The sequence below is a fragment of the Streptomyces sp. LHD-70 genome (assembly GCF_031157275.1).
Classification (GTDB): domain Bacteria; phylum Actinomycetota; class Actinomycetes; order Streptomycetales; family Streptomycetaceae; genus Streptomyces.
Map to the genome: position 1 here is coordinate 111,182 of NZ_JAVIFW010000010.1, position 19,000 is coordinate 130,181.

At 70.8% G+C, this 19,000-nt stretch carries 17 protein-coding genes and 1 tRNA gene; 8 read left to right on the forward strand and 10 right to left on the reverse strand.

The window, feature by feature from the left end:
* Window positions 1-170 precede the first annotated feature (170 nt).
* The 3 genes from RCO28_RS21140 to RCO28_RS21150 all read left to right on the forward strand — a co-directional run bounded on the left by RCO28_RS21140 (window position 171) and on the right by RCO28_RS21150 (window position 4,613).
* Window positions 171-1,913: a VanW family protein gene (locus tag RCO28_RS21140; protein WP_308942745.1), complete on the forward strand. Its 1,743-nt coding sequence runs from the start codon at window positions 171-173 to the stop codon at window positions 1,911-1,913.
* Window positions 1,914-2,190: 277 nt separating this feature from the next.
* Window positions 2,191-3,975 carry a histidine kinase gene (locus RCO28_RS21145; RefSeq protein ID WP_308942746.1) on the forward strand — a complete coding sequence of 595 codons (1,785 nt, stop codon included), beginning with the start codon at window positions 2,191-2,193 and terminating at the stop codon, window positions 3,973-3,975.
* Window positions 3,966-4,613: a response regulator transcription factor gene (locus RCO28_RS21150; protein WP_308942747.1), complete on the forward strand. Its 648-nt coding sequence runs from the start codon at window positions 3,966-3,968 to the stop codon at window positions 4,611-4,613. Before RCO28_RS21145 ends, RCO28_RS21150 begins: the two co-directional genes overlap by 10 nt.
* Window positions 4,614-4,933: 320 nt before the next feature.
* On the opposite strand, the gene RCO28_RS21155 is transcribed toward RCO28_RS21150, so the two are convergent.
* Both RCO28_RS21155 and RCO28_RS21160 read right to left on the reverse strand, forming a co-directional pair.
* Window positions 4,934-7,009: an MDR family MFS transporter gene (locus tag RCO28_RS21155; RefSeq protein WP_308942748.1), complete on the reverse strand. Its 2,076-nt coding sequence runs from the start codon at window positions 7,007-7,009 to the stop codon at window positions 4,934-4,936.
* Between the two features lie 129 nt (window positions 7,010-7,138).
* On the reverse strand, window positions 7,139-7,654 hold the full coding sequence (locus RCO28_RS21160; RefSeq protein WP_308942749.1) for a DUF309 domain-containing protein: 516 nt from the start codon (window positions 7,652-7,654) through the stop codon (window positions 7,139-7,141).
* A gap of 94 nt (window positions 7,655-7,748) precedes the next feature.
* Here RCO28_RS21160 and RCO28_RS21165 point away from each other — a divergent pair.
* Window positions 7,749-7,822, forward strand: a tRNA-Pro gene (locus RCO28_RS21165).
* A 121-nt stretch (window positions 7,823-7,943) separates the two neighbouring features.
* On the opposite strand, the gene RCO28_RS21170 is transcribed toward RCO28_RS21165, so the two are convergent.
* The 8 genes from RCO28_RS21170 to RCO28_RS21205 form a co-directional block, all read right to left on the reverse strand.
* Window positions 7,944-8,762 (reverse strand): alpha/beta fold hydrolase, encoded by an 819-nt coding sequence (locus tag RCO28_RS21170; protein WP_308942750.1) that lies wholly within the window; start codon window positions 8,760-8,762, stop codon window positions 7,944-7,946.
* A 65-nt stretch (window positions 8,763-8,827) separates the two neighbouring features.
* On the reverse strand, window positions 8,828-10,039 hold the full coding sequence (locus tag RCO28_RS21175) for a thiolase family protein (RefSeq protein WP_308942751.1): 1,212 nt from the start codon (window positions 10,037-10,039) through the stop codon (window positions 8,828-8,830).
* On the reverse strand, window positions 10,039-10,683 hold the full coding sequence (locus RCO28_RS21180) for a CoA transferase subunit B (RefSeq protein ID WP_308942752.1): 645 nt from the start codon (window positions 10,681-10,683) through the stop codon (window positions 10,039-10,041). Before RCO28_RS21180 ends, RCO28_RS21175 begins: the two co-directional genes overlap by 1 nt.
* On the reverse strand, window positions 10,680-11,468 hold the full coding sequence (locus RCO28_RS21185) for a CoA transferase subunit A (protein ID WP_308942753.1): 789 nt from the start codon (window positions 11,466-11,468) through the stop codon (window positions 10,680-10,682). The genes RCO28_RS21180 and RCO28_RS21185 overlap by 4 nt, the downstream gene beginning before the upstream one ends.
* 28 nt (window positions 11,469-11,496) lie before the next feature.
* Window positions 11,497-11,793, reverse strand: a complete 297-nt coding sequence (gene catC, locus RCO28_RS21190; protein WP_308942754.1) for a muconolactone Delta-isomerase — start codon at window positions 11,791-11,793, stop codon at window positions 11,497-11,499.
* A gap of 97 nt (window positions 11,794-11,890) precedes the next feature.
* Window positions 11,891-12,754, reverse strand: coding sequence for a catechol 1,2-dioxygenase (gene catA / locus RCO28_RS21195; RefSeq protein ID WP_308942755.1), 864 nt, complete (start codon window positions 12,752-12,754; stop codon window positions 11,891-11,893).
* 62 nt (window positions 12,755-12,816) lie between these two features.
* Window positions 12,817-13,920: an enolase C-terminal domain-like protein gene (locus RCO28_RS21200; RefSeq protein ID WP_308942756.1), complete on the reverse strand. Its 1,104-nt coding sequence runs from the start codon at window positions 13,918-13,920 to the stop codon at window positions 12,817-12,819.
* Window positions 13,917-14,849: a LysR substrate-binding domain-containing protein gene (locus tag RCO28_RS21205; RefSeq protein ID WP_308942757.1), complete on the reverse strand. Its 933-nt coding sequence runs from the start codon at window positions 14,847-14,849 to the stop codon at window positions 13,917-13,919. Before RCO28_RS21205 ends, RCO28_RS21200 begins: the two co-directional genes overlap by 4 nt.
* Before the next feature lie 236 nt (window positions 14,850-15,085).
* Between RCO28_RS21205 and benA the strand changes: the two genes are divergently transcribed.
* Genes benA through RCO28_RS21225 form a run of 4 tightly spaced genes read left to right on the forward strand, consistent with a single transcriptional unit; the run spans window position 15,086 to window position 18,896 of the window.
* The gene (gene benA, locus RCO28_RS21210) at window positions 15,086-16,450 is read left to right on the forward strand and encodes a benzoate 1,2-dioxygenase large subunit (RefSeq protein ID WP_308942758.1); all 1,365 of its coding nucleotides are present in this window, start codon (window positions 15,086-15,088) and stop codon (window positions 16,448-16,450) included.
* 43 nt (window positions 16,451-16,493) lie between these two features.
* Window positions 16,494-17,006 carry a benzoate 1,2-dioxygenase small subunit gene (gene benB, locus RCO28_RS21215; protein ID WP_308942759.1) on the forward strand — a complete coding sequence of 171 codons (513 nt, stop codon included), beginning with the start codon at window positions 16,494-16,496 and terminating at the stop codon, window positions 17,004-17,006.
* A gap of 46 nt (window positions 17,007-17,052) precedes the next feature.
* A complete protein-coding gene (gene benC, locus RCO28_RS21220) occupies window positions 17,053-18,072 on the forward strand; it encodes a benzoate 1,2-dioxygenase electron transfer component BenC (RefSeq protein ID WP_308942760.1) in 1,020 nt (339 codons plus the stop codon).
* The gene (locus RCO28_RS21225) at window positions 18,069-18,896 is read left to right on the forward strand and encodes a 1,6-dihydroxycyclohexa-2,4-diene-1-carboxylate dehydrogenase (protein WP_308942761.1); all 828 of its coding nucleotides are present in this window, start codon (window positions 18,069-18,071) and stop codon (window positions 18,894-18,896) included. The genes benC and RCO28_RS21225 overlap by 4 nt, the downstream gene beginning before the upstream one ends.
* Window positions 18,897-19,000 lie beyond the last annotated feature (104 nt).

Here is a 19,000-nt window from a genome sequence, read left to right on the forward strand (position 1 = left end):
ACCTGCTGTGATCGCGAGCGTGACGATGCTCACGCAAGACCCACTATGTACGCATTTGTGAGGTGCGCCCTACACGCTCAATGCCCGACTATGGGTTACTTGCTCGGTTGTCCCGTGCGCCGCCCGCACCCTGCCGGGATCCTGCCCGAAGCCGTCTCCGAGGGAGCTCCATGCAGCAGCGAATACGCCCCGCGTACCTGCACGCCGCCGCGATAGCGGGAGGTGTGCTCGCGGTCGGTGTCGGCGGTCTCTACCTGGCGGGTTCGCTGGTCAACGGCGACGGGATCGACCCGGGCACCCGCATTCGCGGCGTGGACGTCGGCGGACTCAGCCGGGCCGAGGCGCAGCAGAAGCTGGAGCGCGAGCTCGTAGCGGGCGAGGGCTCGAAACCCCTGGCCGTGCGCATCGGGGACCGGGAGGCCACCGTCGTCCCCGCAGCCGCCGGGCTCGGCGTCGACACCGAGGCCACCGTCGACAAGGCGGCCCGCAGCGGCGCCGACCCGTTCACCGTGATCGGCGGACTCTTCCGCTCCGGTGGTGACGTCGAACCCGTCGTGGACGTGGACGAGTCCAAGGCGCGTGCCGCCGTGGAGGACCTGGCCGACCGGCACCAGCAGAAGGTCCGGAACGGCGCCGTCACCTTCAAGAACGGCAAGGCCGAGGCCCGCGAGGCCCGCACCGGCCACACCCTCGACGTCGACGGGGCCGTCACCGCCCTGCGCGCCGCGTACCTCCCCGAGAAGCCCGCCGCCGAGACGAAGCTGCCGACGCACAGGACCGAGCCGAAGGTCTCCGCGAAGGAGACCGACCGCGCCCTGCGCGAGTTCGCCGAGCCCGCCATGTCCGGGCCCGTCACCCTCGACGTCGCCGGAAGCAAGCTCACCATCGGTGAGCGCACGCTCGGCAAGTACCTGGACCTGAAGGCCGACGACCAGGGCCGGCTGAAGCCGAGCCTGGACAGCAAGGGCCTGATCAAGGACCCGCAGGTCGCAGAGCGCATCGACGGACTCAACAGCGGCGCCGAGAACGCCGACCTGGCCCTCGAAGGCGACCGCGTGGTGGTCGCGAGCGACGGCAGGGACGGGCAGGAAGTCACCCACAAGGCCCTCGGCAAGGCCGTCATGCCGCTGCTGACCAAGACCGGCGCCACCGCCCGTACCGGCGAGGTTGCCACGAAGACCACACAGCCGCAGATCAGCCGCGAGAACGTCGACGAGCTCGGCCTGACCGAGAAGATGTCGTCGTTCACGGTCGACTTCGAGGCCGCCCCGTACCGCAGCACCAACATCGGCCGCGCCGCCGAGCTGATCAACGGCTCCCTCGTCCGGCCCGGCGAGGAGTGGAGCTTCAACCGGACCGTCGGCGAGCGCACCAAGGCCAACGGCTTCGTCGACGGCACGATCATCCTGAACGACCGGTACGCGAAGGCCGCGGGCGGCGGCGTCTCCGCCGTGGCCACCACGATGTACAACGCCCTGTTCTTCGCCGGCGTGAAGCCCGTCGAACACGGCGCGCACTCCTTCTACATCGAGCGCTACCCCGAGGGCCGCGAGGCCACCGTCGCCTGGGGCAGCCTCGACCTGCGCTTCCTCAACGACTCCGGCAACGCGATCTACATCAAGGCCGAGTCCACCGACACCTCCGTGACCATCACGTTCCTCGGCACGAAGAAGTACGACGAGGTCCTCGCCACCAAGGGCCCGCGCGAGAACATCAAGCAGCCGGAGGAGCGCACCAGCACCTCCGAGCAGTGCCAGCCGCAGACCCCGCTCGAAGGCTTCGACATCACCGTGGAGCGGATCCTCAAGAACGACGGCGAGGAAGTCCGGCGCGAGCCGTTCCGCACCCACTACACGCCCCGCGACGAGGTGACCTGTGAGCCGAAGGAATCCTCCAGCCCCGCCGACGAGTGAGGCCCGGACGGCCCCCGGCCCCGCTCGCCTTTCGGCTGCTGCGCCGTCGTGGCTGCTCGCGCAGTTCCCCGCGCCCCTAAAAACCAGCCCCTCCGGCATTTGAGATGGGGGAGGGGGTCCGGGGGCGGAGCCCCCGCAGCCGACGGCAGTCTTTCGGGAAGGGGCGGGGAGGGGAGGAAATCCAGCCGGTCCGGCGTGTGAGGACGAGCCCGCAGGGCGGTGACCTGCACCCCGGGGATGCCTTAGCGTGTGGGCCGTGACAAGGGCGGGGACGAGGGTGGCACAAGGAACCGGAACGGGGCCGCGACGGGCCCGAGGGGGCGTCTCCCCCGCCCTTCGCCTTGCCCTGGGCGCCGCCACCGCCGCCGGCGCGGGCGCGGCCGGTGCCTGGTCGTACGCACGCACCGGGGCCGACGGCGCCGACATCGTCCGGGACCTCGCGGTCGGCTGGGCGTACGCGGGCGCCGGGCTCGTCGCCTGGTGGCGCAGGCCCGCCAACCGCACCGGCCTGCTGATGCTCGCCGAGGGCATCACCTGGTTCATCGGCAACCTCCAAGGCACCTCCGTACCGGCCCTGTTCGCCCTGGGCGCCTGGTGGGAGGGGCTGAACCTGGCCATCCTCGTCCACCTCGTCCTGACCTTCCCCGACGGCCGGATCACCGGCGCCCGCACCCGCCGTCTGATCCTCGCCACGTACGCGATCGTCGCCGTCGGCGGCCTCCTGCGCGCGCTCACCTACGATCCGGCCCGCGCCCACCACGCCGCCACCTATCTGGACTGCAGTGGCTGCGGGCCCAACGCGCTGCTCGTCGACGGCGCCACCGGCCTGTTCGAGCCGATCGACCTGGTCTTCCGCGGGCTCGCCGTGCTGATCTCCGTGCTCACCGCCACGGCCGTGGTGCACCGCTGGCGGCGCGCCTCGCACGCCCGCCGGCGCGCCCTGCTGCCCGCCTGGGTCGCCATCGGCGCCGCGATGGTCTTCATCCTGTGGGACATCGTGCTGCTCACGGTCCCCGGACTCGACGGGCTCGGCGAGGACCTCGTGCTGCTCCTGTCGGACTTCGCGCAGTGCGCCGTGCCGATCGCGTTCCTCGCCGGGCTGCTGCGGATGCGCCTGAAGCAGGCCGAGGTCGGCGGACTCGTCATCGAGGTCGGCGCCGACCCCACCCCGGCCCGGATGCGCGAGGTCCTCGCCCGCGTCCTCGACGACAGCTCGCTGCGGCTCGGCCTGTGGCAGCAGGGCCAGGGCATCCGCGGCGGCTACGCCGACCAGGACGGCACGCCCGTACGCGCCGACGGACCCCGCGCAACGCGCGTCGACTCCGCGCGCGGCACCCCGCTCGCCGTACTCGACCACGACCCGGCGCTCGCCGAGGACCCCGAACTGCTCGCCGCCGTCGGCGCCGCGCTCCGCCTCGCCCTGGAGAACGCCTGGCTGCGCACCGAGGCCAGAGAGGCCGGTACGCGCATGGTGCGCGCCGCCGACGACGAGCGCCGCCGCCTCGAACGCGACCTGCACGACGGCGCGCAGGCCCGCATCGTCTTCGCCCTGATGGCGCTGCGCCGGGTCAGCAAGGGCGTCGCCGACCACCCCGACGCGAAGGTGCGCGGCTCCGTCGCCGAGGTCGAGCGGAGCCTGCGCCTCGCCCTGGAGGAGCTGCGCGGACTCGCCCACGGCATCCACCCCGCCGTACTGACCCGCGAAGGCCTCGCCCCGGCGCTCGCCGAACTCGCGCGGCAGGCGGAACTCCCCGTCGTGGTCGCCGCCGAACCGGGCCGCTACGACCCGGTCGTGGAGACCACCGCGTACTTCACCGTCTGCGAGACCCTCGCCAACGCCGCCAAGCACGCCCGGGCACGCGCCGTCAGCGTCTCCGCCCGGCGCCAGGGCACGACCCTCGTCGTGGAGACCGTCGACGACGGCATCGGCGGCGCCGACACCGCCCGCGGCTCGGGCCTCGCCGGTCTCGCCGACCGGATAGCGGCCGTCGACGGGGTGCTGCGGGTGCACAGCCCCGCGGGCGGCGGCACCCGCGTACGAGTGGAGCTTCCATGCGTGTGATCGTTGCCGAGGACTCGGCGATCCTGCGGCAGGGGCTCGTACGCCTCCTGACCGACGAGGGCTTCGAGGTGCCCGCGCACTGCGGCGAGCCCGGGCCGCTCCTCGGACTGGTCGACCGGTACCGGCCCGACGCCGTCCTCGTCGACATCCGGATGCCGCCCACCCACACCGACGAGGGCCTGCGCGCCGCCACCGCGATCCGCGCCCGGCACCCGCACACCGGCATCCTGCTGCTCTCGCAGTACGTGGAGACCACCGCGACGGTGCGCGCGCTGGCCGATGACGGGAGGGGTTTCGGCTATCTCCTCAAGGAGCGCGTCGCCGACGCCGACGAGCTGGCCCGCTCCCTGAAGCAGGTGGCGGCCGGCGAGACCGTCGTCGACCCCGACGTCGTCGCACACCTCATGGGCGGGGCGCGCGGCGCGAGTGCCCTGGCCGAACTCACCGCCCGCGAGCGGGACGTCCTCGCGCTGATGGCGCAGGGCCGCTCCAATCACGCCATCGCCCAGGCACTGGTCATCGGAGCGAAGACGGTGGAGTCGCACGTACGCAGCATCTTCACGAAGCTGGGCATCGACGCCGACGCGCAGGACAACCGACGCGTCCTGGCCGTCCTCACGTACCTCCGTGAGGCCTGACGCCGCACGCCGCACGCCTCCACCCGGCTGCCGCCCCGCGACCGGACGGCAGGCCCCGAGCCCCCGTGACTCGTGACCATGCCCCCGTTTCCCCGTACCCCGAATGTCCGGTGCGGAGCGGTGCCGGATGACCAAAACTAGGCGGCCCGGCCGGACGGAACATCAGGGCAAACCCTGAATACCCATGGGTATGCGGGGCCGCTGACCAGGTACGTAGGTATGTGGGTACGTACGTATGCGGGCGGGGCCGAGGCAGCGGACCAGGCCGAGACGCGTTGCCGTGCGGCGGATCGGGCCTTGACGCGCTGCCGTGCGGCGGGTCAGGTCGAGACGCGTTGCCGGGCGCCCGGCATGCCCGTGGCGAGGTCCTCGGCGAGCAGACGCTTGGCGATCGCGTCCGTGGCGGCCCGCAGATCGGGCCCGGCCGGGCGGCCGCGGTCCTCCTCCAGGCGGTCGCCGAGCCACTCGCTCCACGCCCGGCTGATCACGTCGGCTTCGCGCGCGCCCGCCCTGGTGTGCGCGAAGAACGCGCCCTCGCGGCTCAGATACCCCTCGTCGACCATCCGGTCGAAGACCGGCACGAGTACCTCCGGCGGCACCTCGCGGCGCGCGGCGATAAGCCCGAGGCTGGCATGCCCGACCAGCCGCGTGAGCAGCTCGACCTGCATCACCGCCCACGCCCCCGCCACATCGAGCCGGGACTGGGACGCGGCGAGCACCCCGCGCGCCTCGGCCGGACCGGCGGCGCGGACGATCTTGGCGACGGCGAGTTCGAGCAGGTTGGCCGAATCCCCGGTCGCGGCCGGCGAGGAGAACCCCTCACCCATGTCGGACGAGGTCATCCGCGCGGAGTCCCGCAGCTCGACCTGCTTCAGGAACAGCGCGAAGACGAACCCGAGCACCGCCACCGGCACGGTGAGCAGGAACACCGTCTGCAGGGCGTCCGCATACGCCGCCACCAGCGGCGCCGCCTGATCGCCGGGCAGCGCGTGCAGCCCCTGCGGACTCTGCGCCGCCCGCGCGAGCGCCGCCGGATCGCCGCCCGCCTGCGCCGCCGCGCCCACGCCCTCCCGCAGGTTGGGCTCCAGGGTGTTGGCGTAGATGGTGCCGAACACCGCGGTGCCGAAGGCGCTGCCGAGCGTACGGAAGAACGTGACCCCGGACGTGGCGGTGCCCAGGTCCGCGTACTCGACGGTGTTCTGCACGGCGATCGTCAGGACCTGCATGCACAGGCCGATACCGACGCCGAGCACGAACATGTACAGCGACTCCAGCCACGCGCCCGTACCGTCACCCATCAGCGAGAGCAGATACAGCCCGAGGGCCATCACGAGCGAGCCGACGATGGGGAAGATCCGGTACGCACCGGTCTTGCTGACCACGTTGCCGCTGAAGATCGACGCGATCAGGAGTCCGGCCACCATCGGCAGCGTCCGCACCCCGGAGACCGTCGCCGAGTCCCCGTCCACGTACTGCAGATACGTCGGCAGGAACGTCATCGCGCCGAGCATCGCGAAGCCCACGACGAAGCTGAGGATCGAGCAGACCGTGAACACCGGGTTGGCGAACAGTCGCATCGGCAGCATCGGCTCGGCCGCCCGCCGCTCCACCACGCAGAACAGCGCGAGCGCGACCGCACCACCGGCGAAGAGCCCGATGATGACGCCCGAGCCCCAGGCGTACTCGTTGCCGCCCCAACTCGTCGCCAGAATCAGGGCACTCGCCCCCGCGGCGACCAGCGCGATGCCCAGGTAGTCGATCACCGGGCGGACCACGGACTTCACGCTGGGGATGGTCCGGGCCGCCGCGATCACCACGAGGATCGCGATCGGGACGTTGACGTAGAACGCCCAGCGCCAGGAGAGGTGGTCCGTGAACAGGCCGCCGAGCAGCGGCCCGACCACCGTCGAGACGCCGAAGACCGCACCGATCGCACCCTGGTACTTGCCGCGCTCCCGCAGCGGGATCACGTCCGCGATCAACGCCATCGCCGTCACCATCAGGCCGCCCGCGCCGATGCCCTGCAAGCCGCGCCAGACGATGAGCAGCGTCATATTGGTGGCGAGCCCGCACAGGAACGAGCCGGTGATGAAGACGACCGCCGAGATCTGGAAGATCACCTTGCGGCCGAAGAGATCGCCGAACTTGCCGACCAGTACCGTCGCCACGGTCTCGGCGAGCAGATAGGCCGTGACGACCCACGACATATGGGCCCCGCCGCCCAGGTCCGCGACGATCGTGGGCAGCGCGGTGCCGACGATGGTCTGGTCGAGCGCGGCGAGCAGCACGCCCAGCATGATCGTCACGAACACGACCTTGCGGGTACGGGTGTCAAGGACGGGCGGCGCGGGAGCAGGCGCGGGAGCGGGCGCGGCGGCCTCGGCACTGGTGGTCACACGACAACTCTTGTGCGCCGCATCTGCCGCCGCCCGCCGCGCAGGTCCGGACCGGTGAAGCTTCGGCTCCGTCCGTCACGGGCGGCCGTGCAGAACTTGCCCGCGATCCCACCGGGCTTCACCCTGCGCCTACGCGGCCCCGAGCAACCTCGGCGCACACTCCGCCGCGTCCACCGTCCCCTCGCCCCGCTCCACCCGTGCCGCCAACTCCTCGGCCCAGGCGCCCAGGCCGGGCGCGTCGATCCCGTACGGCGCGGGCCGCTCGGCCGCGATCACGTCGGCGCCGCGGCGCAGCAGCCGCGCCCCGCCCGTGCTGTTGCCGCGCGCCGCGTGCGTGAGGCCCACCGCCAACTGCGCGAGCCCCCGCCACAGCGCCCGCTCCTCCTCGGGACCCGACTTCCAGGCGTCCTCGAAGACTTCGTGCGCGTGGAACGGCCGGCCCTGGTCGAGCAGCGCCTGCGCCTCGGCGAGGGTCTCGTCCGGGGTGCGTACGACACCTTCCGGCTGCCGGTCGACGCCCTCCGCTCCGTAGGGCAGCGGGCGGCCGAGGCCGTCGCGGGGGCGGGCGCTGCGGGCGCGGCCCTCGGCGTCGCGGTCGCGACCCTGGGCGTCTGGGGAAGGGGTGCCCTTCGGGGTGCTGTTCACCCTCCGATTGTGGCGGGGCGGGGGTGATCGGCGCAGGTCCGGGGTGAGGTAAGGTACTTACTGCACGGCGCGGGCCACACCCGCGAGCGGGCACCGGGACGTGGCGCAGCTTGGTAGCGCACTTGACTGGGGGTCAAGGGGTCGCAGGTTCAAATCCTGTCGTCCCGACTTTTCGAAGTCGCAGTTCGAGGGGCTGTTTCAGAGAAATCTGAAACAGCCCCTCGAACGTTTTGGGGAGCAACTCGCCTACGGCCGGGACCAGTCGGGGAACGGCAGAGCCGGTCCCGCCTCAGCGCGTCACACTCATGGTGCCGTTCGCACGGAGGTGGGCGAGTAGCGCGTTGGTCACGGCTCGGGGCTGCTCCACGGCGAGGTGCCCGGTAGCGACCGTCGTCAGGGTGCCCTCCGGGATTCCGGCGGCGAGTTCCGACGCGTGTTCGAGGGGCGTGGCCACGTCGTGGCAGCCGCCGATGACGAGGGTGGGTGCGGTGATGCGGGCCAGCCCGTGCCTCAGGTCGTAGTCGGCGAGGGCGTCGCAGCAGGCCGCGTAACCGGAGGGATCGGCCTCGGCGAGGTTCCGCAGCAGAGCACGTCCGAGAGGGGTTTCGGCGGTGCGGGGGTCGGCGAACCACCGGCTCGGGCTGGTCGTGAGCAAGGGTTCCGTTCCCTTGAGCCGGACCAGTTCCGCGCGCTCCCGCCAGGGGCCGGCCGAGCCGAAGTGGGCGGAGGAGCAGACCAGGGCGAGCCGCGCGACCCGGTCGGCGTGATGGACGGCGAGCCAGGTGCCGACGGCGCCGCCGAGAGAGATCCCCGCGTACGCGAAGCGCTCGATACCGAGGGCGTCGGCCAGGTCGAGCACCAGCTTGCCGAGGTCGCCCACCGTGCTCGCGCCGGGCGAGCTGTCCGGCAGCAGGCGGGTGGGCGAGCCGCCGTGGCCGGGCAGGTCCCAGCGCACGACCCGGTGGTGCCGGGCGAGGTCGGGCACCTGCGAGTTCCAGACGGCCATCGACGTACCCAGGGAGGGGCCCAGGAGGAGCGGGGGCGCGGAGTCCGGGCCGTCGACGCGGTGATGGAGCAGCTGCGGAGCTGCCGCGGTGTCTTCGGTCATGAACTCTCCTCGGTCATACGCTCTCCTGGGTCATGAACTCTCCTCGGTCATACGCGAAGGGCCGGTCAGCGTTCGAGGACAAGGGCGAGGCCCTGGCCGACGCCGATGCAGAGGGTGGCGACCCCGGTGCCGGAGCCGCCGGCCTTGAGCTGGTGGGCGACGGCGCCGACGAGACGGGCGCCGGAGGCACCGAGGGGGTGGCCGATGGCGATGGCGCCGCCGCGAGGGTTGAGGATCGACGGGGCGAACTCGGGCCACTCGGCGACACACCCCAACACCTGGGCGGCGAAAGCCTCGTTCAGCTCCAGCACCGACAGGTCCGCGAAGGTGCGGCCGGCCTTCGCCAGTGCCTGGTTCACCGCTTCCACGGGGCCGAGACCGAAGTAGTGCGGCTCGATGGCGGTGGCGGCGGAGGCGCTGATCCGGGCCAGCGGCTCACGGCCTGTGGCCTTCAGCCCCTCCTCGTCCACGAGCAGGAGCGCGGCGGCGCCGTCGTTGAGCGGCGAGGCGTTGCCCGCGGTGACCGAGCCCCCTTCCGTGCGGAAGGACGGCCGGAGTCCGGCCAGCGCCTCCAGGGACGCGTTGTCGCGGACGCACTCGTCCCGGTCGAAGAGGACCGGGTCGCCCTTGCGCTGGGGGACCGGCACGGGCACGACCTCCGCGTCGAACAGCCCGTCCTTCCACGCCGCTGCGGCCTTCTCGTGGCTGGCGAGCGCGTAGGCGTCCTGCTGGCGGCGGGTGATGCCGTGCTTCTCGGCGATCAGCTCCGCGCTCTCGCCGAGCGGGACCGTCCACCGCGGCTCCAGCTTCGGGTTGACCATGCGCCAGCCGAGGGTGGTGGAGTACAGCTCGGCGTGCCCGGCGGGGAAGGCCCGTTCGGGCTTGGGAAGCACCCAGGGTGCGCGGGACATCGACTCGACGCCGCCGGCCAGGGCGATGGAGGCGTCGCCGAGTGCGATGGCCCGCGCGGCTTGGATCACGGCCTCGAGGCCGGACGCGCAGAGGCGGTTGACCGTGACGCCGGGAACAGTGACCGGAAGGCCGGCAAGCAGCACGGCCATACGGGCCACGTCGCGGTTCTCCTCGCCCGCGCCGTTGGCGTTGCCGAAGAAGACGTCACCGATCCGTGCCGGGTCCAACTGCGGTGTACGCGCGAGGAGTTCGCGTACGACATGGGCGGCGAGGTCGTCCGAGCGCACGCCGGCGAGCCCGCCGGAGTACTTGCCGACCGGTGTGCGGACGGCGTCGACGACGTAGACGTCACGCGGTCGGGACATCAGGAGACCCCCTCGGAGATACGGACGTCCGCGGCGGTCTTGCCGGTGATCTCCTCGGCGTCGACACCCGGCGCGGTCTCGATCAGGACCAGGCCGTCCTCGGTGACGTCGAGGACGCCGAGGTCGGTGATGATCCGGTTCACGCACCTCCTGCCGGTGAGCGGCAGGGAGCACTCCGCGACGACCTTGGGGCTGCCGTCCTTGGCGGTGTGCGTCATCACGACGACCACCTTGCGGGCGCCGTGCACGAGGTCCATCGCACCGCCGATACCGGTGATCATCTTGCCGGGTACGGCCCAGTTGGCGAGGTCACCGCGGGCGGAGACCTGCATGGCCCCCAGCACGGCCGCGTCGATGTGACCGCCGCGGATCATCCCGAAGGACAGCGCCGAGTCGAAGAAGGACGCGCCGGGCAGGACCGTGACGGTCTCCTTGCCGGCGTTGATCAGGTCCGCGTCCACCGCGTCCTCGGTCGGGTACGGGCCGACGCCGAGGAGACCGTTCTCCGACTCCAGGACGACCTCGACGCCCTCGGGGAGGAAGTTGGGGATCAGGGTCGGCAGGCCGATGCCGAGGTTGACGTACTGCCCGTCCTCGAGCTCCTGCGCCGCACGGGCGGCCATCTCATCGCGGGTCCAGGTCATGGCTGCTGCACCGTCCCTCGCGCCGAAGGCGCGGAAATCGTTCGCTTCTCTATCTTCTTGTCGGCGGCCTGCTCCGCGGTGAGGGGGACGACGCGCTGGACGAAGATCCCGGGCAGGTGCACCTGGTCCGGGTCGATCTCGCCCGGCTCGACGAGCTCTTCGACCTCGGCCACGGTGATCCGGCCTGCCATGGCCGCCAGCGGGTTGAAGTTCCTGGAGGACTTGTTGAACACCAGGTTCCCGTGGGTGTCGCCCTTGGCGGCGCGGACGAGGGCGAAGTCGGTGGTGATGCCGCGCTCCAGGACGTGGTCGACACCGTCGAACTCCCGCACCTCCTTGGGCGGTGACGCGACGGAGACCGAGCCGTCGCCGTCGTAGCGCCACGGCAGGCCGCCGTCGGCGACCTGGGTGCCGACCCCCGCCGGGGTGTAGAAGGCGGGGATGCCGCAGCCGCCCGCACGCAGCCGCTCGGCCAGGGTGCCCTGCGGGATCAGCTCGACCTCCAGCTCACCGGCGAGGTACTGGCGGGCGAACTCCTTGTTCGCGCCGATGTAGGAGCCGGTCACCCGGGAGATGCGGCCGGCCGAGAGGAGGACGGCGAGTCCGGAGTCCATCGCGCCGCAGTTGTTCGAGACGACGGCCAAGTCGGCGACCGCGCTGTCGTACACCGCCTGAATCAGGGTGTTCGGCACCCCGCTCAGACCGAATCCGCCGACCGCGAGGGTCGCGCCGTCGTGGATGTCCGCCACGGACTGAGCGGCCGAAGCGACCACCTTGCTGCCCATCGGAGTTCCTGCCTTTCGTCCGGCCCGGTCAGGACGCCGCGGCAGCGGCGTCGAGTGCGGACGGGTGGGTCGCCAGAGGAGTGACGGAGACCTTCATGTAGGGGAAGAGCGGCAAGTTCCACAGCAGGGTGTGCAGTTCGTCGTTGTCCGCGACATCGAAGACGCTGAGGTTGGCGTACTGCCCTGCGCAGCGCCAGATGTGCACCCACCGGCCTGCCCGCTGCAGATCCTGGCAGTAGTTCTTCTCACGGCTGAGGAGGTCCTCGCGGACCGCGGCGTCGAGGTCCCGCGGGATCTCGACGTCCATCTTCACTGCGAACAGCATGGTGCTTCCCTGTGGTTGGAGAGTGGTCGTCCGGTGCGTCCGGCACGGGGGCCGTCCCCCGGGGCTGCCGTCACCGGCAGCCCCGGGAGGCGGACCGTCACGCCTGGTCGAGGACGAAGTCGTAGGTGACCTCGTTGCCGACGCCGCTCGCCGCGGGGGCCGGGCTCAGGACCAGCTCCGGCTTGACGGCCGAGGCGATGTCGTCCTCGACGTGGCTGCCGCCCCGGAAGTACAGCTGGGTGGTGACGAGTTGGTGGCCGGGAGCGGAGACCTTCAGGTGGAGGTGGGCGGGCCGCCAGGCGTGCCAGCCGGCCGCGGCGATCAGCCGGCCGCACGAGCCGTCGGTCGGGATCTGGTACGGGGCAGGCTCCCTCGTGTGGATCCTGAAGTCGCCCTGGCCGTCGGTGGCGACGGTGCCGCGCAGGTTCCACTGGGGCAGCCCGGGGGCGAACTGCGAGTAGAGGCCGTCCGCGTCGGCGTGCCACATCTCGACCTTCGCGTCGGCCAGCGGGGTGCCGTCCACGCCCGTCACCCGACCCTGGAACAGCAGCGGCGTACCGGGCTCGTCCTCGCGCATCGGCAACGTCGCCTCGACCGGGAAGACCGGCGAGTCCGGGACGTAGTACGGGCCCTCGATCGTGCCCTTGCTGCCCTGGCGCTCCTCGTTGGCGACCTCCTCGACGACGTGCTCCACCCACACGTCGAGGAAGAGGGGCCACTCGCCGTCCGCGCCGACCTGGATGAGCCACGCCTTGAGCGCCTCGTACTCGGCGTACGTGACCTGGTGGCGGCGGATGACGTCGTGCACGGCGGCGAGGACTTCGGAGGCCAGGGTGTTGACGCGCTTGCTGTCGGCGGCGCCGGTGTCCGCGCGCCGCAGGGTGCGGAACTTCTCGGTGGCGGCGGCGCCGGACGCGGCCGCGGTTGCCTGTGCGGCGGGCTGGGTGGTGGTGTCGGTCATGGCCTGTTCCTGTTCCTCGTGTGGTGCGGAGTGGGTGTGTCGGGTGGTGGGCACCCGGGGCCTCAGGCGTCCTGGCGGTACCGGGCGAGTTTGTCGGGGTCGATGGCGAAGCCGAGCCCCGCGCCTTCGCGGATGCGCAGGGTGCCGTCCTCGATGGAGAGCGGCTCGGTGAGCAGGTCGTCGGTCATGTCGAGGAAGTTCGACAGTTCACCGGCCCGCCGCGCGGTCGACCGGTGCGCCCCGCCGAAGGCGACGGTGCACAACGTGCCGATCTGACCGTCGATCTGATTGCCCATCACCATCTCGACGCCCAGTCCCTCGCACTGGTGCAGCACGCGCTGGGAGGCGGTGAAGCCGGTCCGGGCGGTCTTGATGCTGATGGCGGTGGCGGACCCGCCGAGGAGCTCGCGGGTGACCTCGGCGGCGTCGGTGGCGCTCTCGTCGGCGATGAAGGGGACGGGGCTCTGCCGGACCAGCCAGCGCCGCCCCAGCACGTCGTCGGCCGGGCAGAGCTCCTCCGCGAACGTCAGACCGAGGTCGGCCATCTCATGCAGGGCGCGCGCCGACTCGGACGCGGTCCAGCCGCGGTTGCCGTCGATGTAGAGCTCCACCTCCGGGCCGAGGGCCTCGCGCAGCGCGCGGCAGGCATCGACATCGTCGGTGTACGGCCGCCGGCCGACCTTGACCTTGAACGTGGTGATGCCGTAGACGTCCCGGATCCGCTCGGCTTCGGCGACCATGTGTGCGGCGGGCGCGAAGCCCACCATGTGGCTCACCCGCATCCGGTCCGTGTATCCGCCGAGCAGACCGGAGACCGGTACGCCGGCCGCCTGGCCCAGGATGTCCCACAGCGCCATGTCGAGGGCGGCCTTGGCGGTGGGATTGCCGACGGTGCGGTCGAGCCTCGCGTGGACGGCCTCCCGCTCCAGCGGCGACAGGCCCAGAATCTGCGGCGCGAAGATCTTGTCGATCACCGCCACGATCGACTCCTGCGTCTCGCCGTACGTGTAGGGCCGGGGCGGGGCCTCCGCCATGCCGGTCAGTCCGTCGTCGGTGTGCACGCGTACGAGCACATGCTCGGCGGTGTGCACCTCGCCGCTGGCGAACTTCAGTGGCTTCCGGTACGGGATCGCAAAAGGGATGGCCTCGATCTTGGCGATATTCATGGGTATTCCCCGGGAATTTCGTGGCCGTCAGGCGGCACGGGTGCGACGAACATTTCGTTTCTTTCCAAGATTTCCAGCAGATTCTTCAGGAGCGGAGATTCGTCGTCCTCGCGCCAGGCGAGAGCCAGACGGACGGGAAACGCACCCTCCAGCGTTTTGCACAGCACTCCCTCGCGGGGTGCCGAGCGGATGGAGTCCGGCAGTACGGCGATGCCGAGTCCCGCGGCGACCAGGGCGAGGGCCGCGGAGGTCTCGGTGACCTCGTAGGCGCAGCGCGGGTGGAAGCCTGCGGCGACGCAACTGCGCACGACCGCTTCGTTGACGACGGAGCTCAGCGTGGCCGCGTACATGATGAAGTTCTCGTCCCGCAGCCGTTCCACGCGCACGGTGTCCGCCTCGCTCAGCCAGTGCTCCTCGGGGAGGGCGAGCACCAGCGGCTCGTCGTCGAGGGCCCGGTGGGTGAGCCCTTCCCGGCGGATCGGCGGGCGCAGGACTCCGACGTCGAGGCGCCGCTCGGTCAGCCCCAGCTCCTGTGCGGGCGTCAGCATCTCGGTGTGCACCTCCAGCATCACTTCGGGCAGTTCGCGTTTCACCAGCCGCGCCAGTGCGGGCAGTTGGCGGTACGAGGCGGAGCCCGTGAGGCCGACCCGGAGCACTCCCTCCACCCCTGACGCGAGACGCCCGACCCGGGCCACCGCCTCTTCGACGGCCTTGAGGATGAGCTCCACGTCCGTACGGAACACCTCGCCGGCGCTGGTCAGGGAGACCTGCCGGGTGGTGCGGGTGAACAGCGCCACCCCCAGTTCCGTCTCAAGGCGGCGAATCGCCTGGGAAAGCGGCGGCTGCGCCATGTGCAAGTGCTCCGCGGCCCTGCCGAAATGACGGGTTTCGGCGACGGCGGCGAAATACCTCAAATACCTGAGTTCCATCGGGCTGCCCTTTCTCTGTAGGGCCCTCGATTACCGCTCAGCCTAGGGAGCGGATCCCATACCAACAAATATCAAGAAGCCAGACTATTGAGACGGCGGTGATATCAATACCCCCCTGGGCCAACCCTGGGTAAATGTCCGGGGCCGACTTTTCATCGCGATGTCATGGTGCTGAAAAGCAATCGAAACGTATGGGGCGCCGGCCAGGCGGCTCGAACGATGCGGAGGGACGGACCATGGCCCAAGCACACAGTCGCGCGGGGACCACCCTGGAGAACGCCCTGGTGGAGGACCCCTCGAACGGCGTGTACCGCGTCCGGCGGAGCGTCTTCACCGATGAGGAACTCTTCGACCTGGAGATGACGCACATCTTCGAGGGCAATTGGGTCTACCTCGCCCACGAGAGCCAGATCCCGAACGTCGGCGACTACTTCACCACGCACATCGGGCGGCAGCCCATCGTCATCTCCCGTGACAAACAAGGTGAGTTGCACGCCCTCATCAACGCGTGCAGCCACCGCGGTGCGATGCTCTGCCGTCGCAAGACCGACAACCGCACCACGTTCACCTGCCCCTTCCACGGCTGGACCTTCAACAACACGGGCAAGCTGCTCAAGGTCAAGGACCCGCGCGGCGCCGGATACCCCGAGCAGTTCAACACCGACGGCTCGCACGACCTGACCAAGGTCGCCCGCTTCGAGAACTACCGGGGCTTCCTCTTCGGCAGCCTCAACAGCGAGGTCAAGCCGCTGAACGAGCACCTGGGCGAAGCCGCCAAGGTCATCGACATGATCGTCGACCAGTCCCCGGAGGGCCTGGAGGTGCTGCGGGGCTCGTCCACGTACAGCTACGACGGCAACTGGAAGCTGCAGACCGAGAACGGCGCCGACGGCTACCACGTCTCGGCCACCCACTGGAACTACGCGGCGACCCAGGCGCGCCGCACCGCGGGCGAGTCCACGAACGACACCAGGACGATGGACGCCGGCGGCTGGTCCAAGCAGCAGGGCGGCTTCTACTCCTTCGAGCACGGCCACCTGCTGCTGTGGACGAAGTGGCTCGACCCCGCGAACCGGCCGCTGGCCGAACGGCGCGACGAGCTGGTGGCGGAGTTCGGCGAGGACAAGGCCGACTGGATGATCGGCGTCTCCCGCAATCTGTGCCTCTACCCGAACGTCTACCTGATGGACCAGTTCAGCTCCCAGATCCGGCACTTCCGGCCAATCTCCGTCGACAAGACCGAGGTGACGATCTACTGCATCGCGCCGAAGGGCGAGTCGGCCGAGGCGCGTGCCGCGCGCATCCGGCAGTACGAGGACTTCTTCAACGCCACCGGCATGGCGACCCCGGACGACCTGGAGGAGTTCCGCTCCTGCCAGAAGACGTACCTGGCCGACGCGGCCCCGTGGAACGACCTCAGCCGCGGTGCCGTGCACCAGATCGACGGGCCGGACGAGGACGCCGCAAAGGTCGGCATCAACCCGATCGCCAGCGGGATCCGCACCGAGGACGAGGGGCTCTTCCCCATCCAGCACGCCTACTGGCTGCAGAGCATGCGGCGCGCGCTGGCAGCGGAAGCCGGGACCAGGCAGTCCGCGTGACGACGACGCGTATCAGACGACGCGCATCAAAAGGGAGCAGCACATGACGACAGCGACAGCGCCAAGCACCGTCACGCTGGAGGCCGTCCGCCGGTTCCTCTACCGGGAGGCACGCCTTCTCGACGACCGCGAGTTCGAGGAGTGGCTGGAGTGCTACCACCCGGACGCCGAGTTCTGGATGCCGGCCTGGGCCGACGACGACGCACTCACCCGGGACCCGCAGAGCGAGATCTCGCTGATCTACTACCCCAACCGCGGCGGACTGCAGGACCGGGTCTTCCGGATCCGCACCGACCGCTCCAGCGCCACGAGCCTGCCCGAGCCGCGCACCGGCCACAACATCACCAACGTGGAGATCACGGGTGAGTCCGGCGGCTCCGTGGACGTGCGGTTCAACTGGTTCACGCTCTACTACCGCTACCAGAGCGTCGACACGTACTTCGGTACGTCCTTCTACCGCGTCGACTTCCGTGGCCCGAGCCCGCTGATCACCGCGAAGAAGGTCGTCCTGAAGAACGACTACGTCCATCACGTGGTCGACATCTACCACGTCTGATCCAGGCCGCCCCTCCGAGACCCGAGTACCCGAAATGAGCAGCACCATGGCATTCCAGATCGCCCTGAGCTTCGAGGACGGCATCACCCGGTTCATCGACTGCGGACCGGACGAGACCGTCGCCGACGCCTCGTACAAGGCCCGGATCAACATCCCCCTCGACTGCCGCGACGGCGCCTGCGGCACCTGCAAGTCGGTCTGCGAGTCCGGGAGTTACGACGGCGGTGACTACATCGACGAGGCGCTGACCGAGGACGAGGCGGCGCGCGGGCTCTGCCTGCCGTGCCAGATGACGCCGCAGAGCGACCTCGTGCTGAGCATCCCCTCGACGTCGGCCGCCGCCAAGACCGCCGCGGGCACCTTCACCGCCACCGTCACGGCGATCGAGCGGCACTCGGCGAGCACCGTCGGCCTCACCTTCGACGTGGAGCGCCGCGAGGCCCTGGACTTCCTTCCCGGCCAGTACGTCAACGTCACCGTGCCCGGCACGGACCAGGCCCGCTCGTACTCCTTCAGCTCGGGGCCGAACCAGCAGCAGGCGTCGTTCCTGGTCCGCATCACCGACGGCGGTGTGATGTCGGGCTACCTCGCGGACCGCGCCCGGGTCGGCGACCTCGTGGAGTTCACGGGCCCGATGGGCACCTTCTACCTTCGCGAACTCGCCCGCCCCGCCCTGCTCCTCGCGGGCGGCACCGGCCTGGCGCCGCTCCTTTCGATGCTGGAACGGCTCGCCCAGACACCCCTCGCGCATCCGGTCCACCTGATCTACGGCGTGACCACCGACCAGGACCTCGTCCACCTGGACACCCTGGAGGACTACACCGAGGTCATCCCCGGGTTCACCTTCGACCACTGCGTGGCCGACGAGTCCAGCCAGGCGCGGAACAAGGGCTACGTCACCGGCCTCATCGACGAGAAGACCCTGCACGACGGCGACGCGGACGTCTATCTGTGCGGCCCTCCCGCCATGGTCGAGGCGGTACGCGGCCACATCGCGTCTCTCGGCATCACCCCGGCGGGCTTCCACTACGAGAAGTTCGCCGTGGCGGCGGGAGCGGCCCGATGACGGCCGCGAAGGCTGCGACGGCCGCGACGGCCCTGACGGCACACGTGGGCCGCTTCGCCGGGAAGAAGGCCCTGGTCACCGGTGCGGCCCAGGGCATCGGTCTCGCGGTCGCCCGCCGCCTGGTGGCGGAGTCCGCCGACGTCGTCCTGGTCGACCGCTCCGAACTCGTTCTGGAGGTCGCGGCCGAACTGGCCGAGCAGGGCGGCGGCGACACCCACGCGATCGTCGCCGACCTGGAGCAGTACCACGGAGCCGAGAAGGCGGTCGCCGAGGCGCAGGAACGGCACGGCCGGATCGACTGCCTGGTCAACAACGTGGGCGGCACCATCTGGGCCAAGCCCTACGAGCACTACACGCCCGACCAGATCCAGGCGGAGGTCCAGCGCTCCCTGTTCCCGACGCTGTGGACGTGCCGCGCCGTCCTGCCGTACCTCATCGAGCAGCGCTCCGGCACCATCGTCAACGTCTCGTCCGTGGCCACCCGCGGCGTCAACCGCGTCCCCTACGCGGCGGCCAAGGGCGGCGTCAACGCCATCACCGCCTCCCTCGCCCTGGAGGCGGCACCGTACGGCATCCGCGTCGTCGCGACCGCCCCGGGCGGCACCGAAGCTCCCGCACGACGCGTCGCGCGGGGGCCCGCGGCCCAAGGCGGCCAGGAGGAGACCTGGTACCGGCAGATCGTCGACCAGACCGTCGCCTCGTCCCTGATGAAGCGGTACGGCTCCCTGGACGAACAAGCCGCGGCGATCGCGTTCCTCGCCTCCGACGAGGCGTCCTACATCACCGGCAGCGTGCTCCCCGTCGCCGGCGGAGACCTCGGGTAACCCCTCAGTCCCCAGCTCTGCACGGCCGCACCCGGCCGGACGCTTCACCGCCCCACGGTCCGCTCACGGACCTTCACCGCCCCCTGGTCCGCTCACGATCACGA

Coding starts and splice junctions, on each gene's coding strand:
- RCO28_RS21140 (WP_308942745.1), top strand. CDS start 171: ATGCAGCAGCGAATACGCCCCGCGTACCTGCACGCCGCCGCGATAGCG.
- RCO28_RS21150 (WP_308942747.1), top strand. CDS start 3,966: ATGCGTGTGATCGTTGCCGAGGACTCGGCGATCCTGCGGCAGGGGCTC.
- RCO28_RS21170 (WP_308942750.1), bottom strand. CDS start 8,762: ATGACCGAAGACACCGCGGCAGCTCCGCAGCTGCTCCATCACCGCGTC.
- RCO28_RS21175 (WP_308942751.1), bottom strand. CDS start 10,039: ATGTCCCGACCGCGTGACGTCTACGTCGTCGACGCCGTCCGCACACCG.
- RCO28_RS21180 (WP_308942752.1), bottom strand. CDS start 10,683: ATGACCTGGACCCGCGATGAGATGGCCGCCCGTGCGGCGCAGGAGCTC.
- RCO28_RS21185 (WP_308942753.1), bottom strand. CDS start 11,468: ATGGGCAGCAAGGTGGTCGCTTCGGCCGCTCAGTCCGTGGCGGACATC.
- catC (WP_308942754.1), bottom strand. CDS start 11,793: ATGCTGTTCGCAGTGAAGATGGACGTCGAGATCCCGCGGGACCTCGAC.
- catA (WP_308942755.1), bottom strand. CDS start 12,754: ATGACCGACACCACCACCCAGCCCGCCGCACAGGCAACCGCGGCCGCG.
- RCO28_RS21200 (WP_308942756.1), bottom strand. CDS start 13,920: ATGAATATCGCCAAGATCGAGGCCATCCCTTTTGCGATCCCGTACCGG.
- RCO28_RS21205 (WP_308942757.1), bottom strand. CDS start 14,849: ATGGAACTCAGGTATTTGAGGTATTTCGCCGCCGTCGCCGAAACCCGT.
- benA (WP_308942758.1), top strand. CDS start 15,086: ATGGCCCAAGCACACAGTCGCGCGGGGACCACCCTGGAGAACGCCCTG.
- benB (WP_308942759.1), top strand. CDS start 16,494: ATGACGACAGCGACAGCGCCAAGCACCGTCACGCTGGAGGCCGTCCGC.
- benC (WP_308942760.1), top strand. CDS start 17,053: ATGGCATTCCAGATCGCCCTGAGCTTCGAGGACGGCATCACCCGGTTC.
- RCO28_RS21225 (WP_308942761.1), top strand. CDS start 18,069: ATGACGGCCGCGAAGGCTGCGACGGCCGCGACGGCCCTGACGGCACAC.